This is a genomic window from Streptomyces sp. NPDC029216 (assembly GCF_040648015.1).
Classification (GTDB): domain Bacteria; phylum Actinomycetota; class Actinomycetes; order Streptomycetales; family Streptomycetaceae; genus Streptomyces.
In genome coordinates this window covers 1-3,910 of sequence record NZ_JBEZWL010000279.1, presented here as the reverse complement: position 1 = coordinate 3,910, position 3,910 = coordinate 1, and the positions used below count along the sequence as shown (strand labels likewise).

At 76.8% G+C, this 3,910-nt stretch carries 4 protein-coding genes; 3 read left to right on the top strand and 1 reads right to left on the bottom strand.

What is annotated here, in order from left to right:
- Window positions 1–57 precede the first annotated feature (57 nt).
- The 3 genes from AB0F18_RS38865 to AB0F18_RS38855 all read left to right on the top strand — a co-directional run bounded on the left by AB0F18_RS38865 (window position 58) and on the right by AB0F18_RS38855 (window position 2,214).
- The gene (locus AB0F18_RS38865) at window positions 58–969 is read left to right on the top strand and encodes a lytic transglycosylase domain-containing protein (protein ID WP_362070170.1); all 912 of its coding nucleotides are present in this window, start codon (window positions 58–60) and stop codon (window positions 967–969) included.
- A 102-nt stretch (window positions 970–1,071) separates the two neighbouring features.
- A complete protein-coding gene (locus AB0F18_RS38860) occupies window positions 1,072–1,215 on the top strand; it encodes an SPW_0924 family protein (protein ID WP_362070167.1) in 144 nt (47 codons plus the stop codon).
- A gap of 12 nt (window positions 1,216–1,227) precedes the next feature.
- Window positions 1,228–2,214 (top strand): DUF3068 domain-containing protein, encoded by a 987-nt coding sequence (locus AB0F18_RS38855; RefSeq protein ID WP_362070164.1) that lies wholly within the window; start codon window positions 1,228–1,230, stop codon window positions 2,212–2,214.
- Here AB0F18_RS38855 and AB0F18_RS38850 read toward each other — a convergent pair.
- On the bottom strand, window positions 2,201–3,910 hold a 1,710-nt coding region (locus tag AB0F18_RS38850), incomplete at its 5' end, for an ATP-dependent helicase C-terminal domain-containing protein (RefSeq protein ID WP_362070161.1). The genes AB0F18_RS38855 and AB0F18_RS38850 overlap by 14 nt on opposite strands.

Here is a 3,910-nt window from a genome sequence, read left to right as displayed (position 1 = left end):
ACCCGCGCACTGAACCGTGCCACGCTCGCCCGCCAGCTGCTGCTGAGCCGCGCCGAGATGCCGGCGGACGATGCCGTCGCGCACCTGCTCGCCGCGTACCGGCGGGCCGAGCAGCGGGTGGCGGAGGACGACCCCGGGTGCGGGCTGCGCTGGCAGCTGCTCGCGGCGATCGGCAAGGTCGAGTCCGGGCAGGCCGGCGGGGGCCGGGTCGACGCCTCCGGGACCACCCTGCGGCCGATCCTGGGGCCCGTGCTCGACGGCAACGGCTTCGCGAACATCTCCGACACCGACGGCGGGGCCTATGACGGCGACGCCCGCTACGACCGGGCCGTCGGCCCCATGCAGTTCATCCCGTCCACCTGGGCGTCCTGGGGCCAGGACGGCAACGGCGACGGGCGGCGCGACCCCAACAACGTCCACGACGCGGCCCTGGCCGCCGGACGCTACCTGTGCGCGGGCCGCCGGGACCTGCGGGCGGGCGCCGACCTGGACCGGGCCGTCCTCTCGTACAACCAGTCCGCCGAGTACCTGCGGACGGTGCGGTCCTGGTACGCGTACTACCTCCAGGGGGCGCACGAGGTCCCGGACGGCACCGGCCCGGCCCCGGCCCCGGGCAGGCCGACGGGGCCGGCGCCGACGCCCACGCCGACGCCTACGCCTACGCCTACGCCGAGCCCGACGCCTACGCCGACTCCGAAGCCGAGCCCGACGCCGACGCCCACGCCGACTCCGAGCCCGAAGCCGACTCCTACGCCGAGCCCGAAGCCGACGCCGACGCCCACCCCGACCCCGACGCCGACGCCGACCCCCACGCCCAAGCCGAGCGCGACCCCGAGCCCCTCCGTTTCCCCTTCCGCCTCCGCTTCCCCCTCCGTCTCCCCCTCCCCGACGGTGACGGCCACCTCCGGGCCCGCCGCCCCGTCCCCGGACGCGTCCGCCTCCCCGAAGGTGACCCCCGCCGCCCCCTGACCCGGACGCGGGGGCCGGGCGGTCCTCGACGGTTCTCATCTGACCCCCGCGTTGCTACGGTACGCCTCCCTGACGACCCATCAGATCCAGGGAGGCCCCGCCGTGCGCGCACTCGTCGCCGCCGCCATCGGGCTGGCCGCCGCGCTGGCCCTCGTCCTCGCCGTCACGGCGGCCGGGGTGCCCGAAGGCAGGACCTCGCCCAAGCCCCTGCTCACCACCGCGCCCCCCGCGCCCGGACAGGAGTAAGGAGGTCCGGCCGTGCGACGCAGAGCGAGCCTCGTCCTGCTTGCCTTCGCCGTGTTCTGCGCAGCCCTCGCACCGCTGCTGCGCTGGTACGCGTACCCCCGCCTGGCCAAGATCCCGCCCAGCCAGTACCAGGCCGTGGTCCTGGAGGCCAAGGACGCCACCCTCCTGGACTACGCGGGCGGGATGCAGCCCAAGAAGGTCGACAAGGTGACCATCGTCCAGACCCTCAAGGGCGACGTCGACGCCTCCCGGCGGATCGGGGCGGACGCGGGCAAGGACGTCGTCGTCTGGGACACGCTCACCTACATCATCGGACCGGACGGCAAGATGGTCTCCCGGATCCCCGAGCGCTACATCTTCGACGCGCACACCCAGGACCCGGTGCACGCCACCGGCGAGATGGTCGACGGCGACCCGGTCACGCGCGAGGGCATCGAGTTCAAGTGGCCCTTCTTCACCGAGCCGCGCGACTACCTCTACTTCGACGCCCAGACCAGGACCGCCTCGCCGATCCACTACGTCGGACCGCGCCGCTACCGGGGCATGGACGTCTACTGCTTCGAGCAGACCGTCCCCTGGACCAAGGTCCCCATGCCCAAGAAGATGCCGATCGAGGGCATCGACCCGGCCACCATCGAGCAGACCACCGGAACCACCCTCTGGTACACGGTCAAGGCCCGGTTCTGGGTCGACCCGGTGACCGGGGCGCCCGTCAACGCCGAGCAGGACATCCGGCAGGAGATGCGCGGCGGCATCGCGGCGAGCGCCCCCGAGGGCCGGCTCACCGCCTTCGCCGGGCACGTGACGATGCGCGAGGACTACGCGAAGTACACCCGCGACCTCGTCGCCGCCAACCGTACGAAGGTCCTCGCGCTGCACACCTACGCCCCGGCCGGCCTCGCCCTCGGCGGCCTGGCGCTCCTCGCGGCCGCCCTCTGGCTGGAGGCCCGGGGCCGCCGCGGGGCGGCCGCCCCGGGCCCCGGGGTCACTGACGCCTGAGCCGGGCGTTGGTGTGGCGGGTGGGCTCCGCCGTCGCCGGGTCCTCCGGCCACGGGTGCTTCGGGTAGCGGCCGCGCAGCTCGGCCCGTACCGCGCGGTAGCCGCCCTGCCAGAAGGAGGCGAGGTCGGCCGTGACGGCGGCGGGCCGCCCGGCCGGCGACAGCAGGTGCACGAGGACGGGAACCCCCGCCACCCGGGGCGTCTCCGCCAGCCCGAACAGCTCCTGGAGCTTCACCGCCAGCACCGGCTGCTCGGCGGTGTAGTCCACGCGGATCCGGGAACCGCTCGGCACCTCGATCCGCTCGGGAGCCAGCTCGTCCAGCCGGACGGCCTCCCCGGTGGCCCAGGGCAGCAGCCGGCCGAGGGCCTGACCGGCATCGATCCGGCCCAGGTCGGCGCGCCGGCGGGCCCGCGACAGCTCGGGTTCCAGCCATGCGTCGGCCCGCTCCAGCAGCGCGGCGTCGTCCGCCACGTCGGGCCAGGCGCCGCCGAGCGTACGGTGCAGGAAGCCGAGGCGGGCGCGGAGCGCCTGCGCGTCCGGGGACCAGCGCAGCAGGCCGAGCCCCTCGGCGCGCAGCCCGTCCAGCAGGGCGGCCCGCACCAGCGCCGGGTCGGGGTCGCGCAGCGGCCGTGCCACCAGTTCGATCGCCCCGAGCCGTTCGGCGGCGCGGGCGACCACGTCCCCGTCCTCCCAGCGCACCTCCTCACCGGAGGCCAGCAGGTGCGCGGCGGCGGCCCGGGCGGTGTCCTCGTCGAGCGGGGCGGCCAGCCGGACGCGTGCGGACGCGGAGTGGGGGGCCCGGTCGGCGACGGCCACGGCCAGCCACTCCGCGTCGCGCAGGGCGGAACCGTCCGCCAGTTCCGCCCCGGTGCCGGAGGCCATGAGGTAGCTTCCCCGGCCCTTGGCCCGGGCCACCCGCTCGGGGAACGCGAGGGCTGCGATGAGCCCGGCGGCGGCGTCATCGGCCGTGGGGCCGCCGGACGGGAGGAGGTCCCCGCTGCCCGGACCCCCTGCGGGGGCTCCGCCCCCGTACCCCCGCGCCTCAAACGCCGGCGGGGCTGGATTGTGGCGCGGCTGGTCCGTCGCCTGCGGCTGGATTTCGCGCAGCGGAATTCCAGCCCGCGCTGGGGGCACCTCCCCGCGGTAGCCGGGGGAGTTCGAGCGCACCGGGCGCGCAGCGCCCGGCACGGGGTCCGGGGCGGAGCCCCCGGTTTCTGGGGGTCCCCCCAGCGGTAGCTGGGGGAGAAGGGGCGGGGTGGGGGAAGAGCCCCGCGCACCGGCAGCGGCAGGCCCGGCCGCACCCCGCGCACCGGCACCCGCAGGCCCGGCCGCACCGCGCCCAGCGGTACCCGCAGGCCCGGCCGCACCCCGCGCAGCGGTACCCGCAGGCCCAGCCGTGCCCAGCGCCCGCTCCAGGCGGCTGGTCTCCGCCCGCCAGCGGGACGCGTACGCGTCGCCCCCGCGCCGCGCGGCCCGCCAGGCGGTGGCCAGGTCGTCCCCGTACTCTCCCCCAGCCCGCGCTGGGGTTGCCCCCAGCGGCGGCTCCTCGCTCAGCAGCGCCACCACCTCCGCCGCCCGCCGGGCACCGAGCACGGCGGAGCCGTCCAGCAGGGCCCGGCCCAGCCGCGGGTGCAGCCCCAGCCGCGCCATCCGCAGCCCCCGCGCGGTCGGCCGCCCCGCCGCGGACACCGCGCC